The sequence below is a fragment of the Ensifer sp. ENS06 genome, assembly GCF_014852205.1.
Classification (GTDB): domain Bacteria; phylum Pseudomonadota; class Alphaproteobacteria; order Rhizobiales; family Rhizobiaceae; genus Ensifer; species Ensifer adhaerens.
Map to the genome: position 1 here is coordinate 1 of NZ_JACVBC010000040.1, position 632 is coordinate 632.

The 632-nt window shown below is 49.8% G+C and carries 1 pseudogene; it reads left to right on the plus strand.

The window, feature by feature from the left end:
* A pseudogene (locus IB279_RS38280) lies at positions 1 to 87 on the plus strand (ATP:cob(I)alamin adenosyltransferase); the annotation flags it as partial.
* Between the last annotated feature and the right edge of the window lie 545 nt (positions 88 to 632).

Consider the following 632-nt stretch of genomic DNA (forward strand, 5'->3'; position numbering starts at 1 on the left):
TGCGGATACAGAACGATCTCTTCGATCTCGGCGCGGATCTCGCACAACCCGAAAAAGGAGAGAAGCCGAAAGAAGAAAAGCTGCGAAGAGGAGAAGAGAAGGGGAAAGGGAGAGAAAAAGAAAGAGAAAGGAGGAAGAAAGAAAGGGAGAAAGGGAGAGAAGGAGGGAGGAAGGAAGGAAGAAAAGAAGAAGAAGAAAGAAAAGGAGAAAGAAAGGGAGAAAGAAGGGAGGGAGAGGAAGAGGAGGAGGAGAAGAAAAAGGAGAGAAAGGAAGGGAGAGGAGGAGGAAGAAGGGGGAGGGGAGGAGAGAAGAGAAAAGAGGAGAGGAAGGAGAGAAAAAAAGAAGGGAGAGAGGGAAAGGGAGAAGGGGGAGAGAGAAGAAGGGAAGGAAGAAAAGAGGAGAAAGAGGGAAGAAGAGGGAAGAAAGGAGAAGGAAGGAGAGAGAAGGAAGAGGAAGGAGGGGAAAAAAGGAAAGGAGGGGGGGAAGAAAAAAGGAGGAGAAGAGGGAGAGGGAGAGAGGGAAGGGGAGAAGGAGAAGGGGAAGGAGAAGAGGGAAGAGAGAAAGAGAGGAGAGAGAAGGAGGAAAGGGAAGGAAAGGAAGAGAAGGAAGAGGGAGGAAAGGAGAACTTGCGG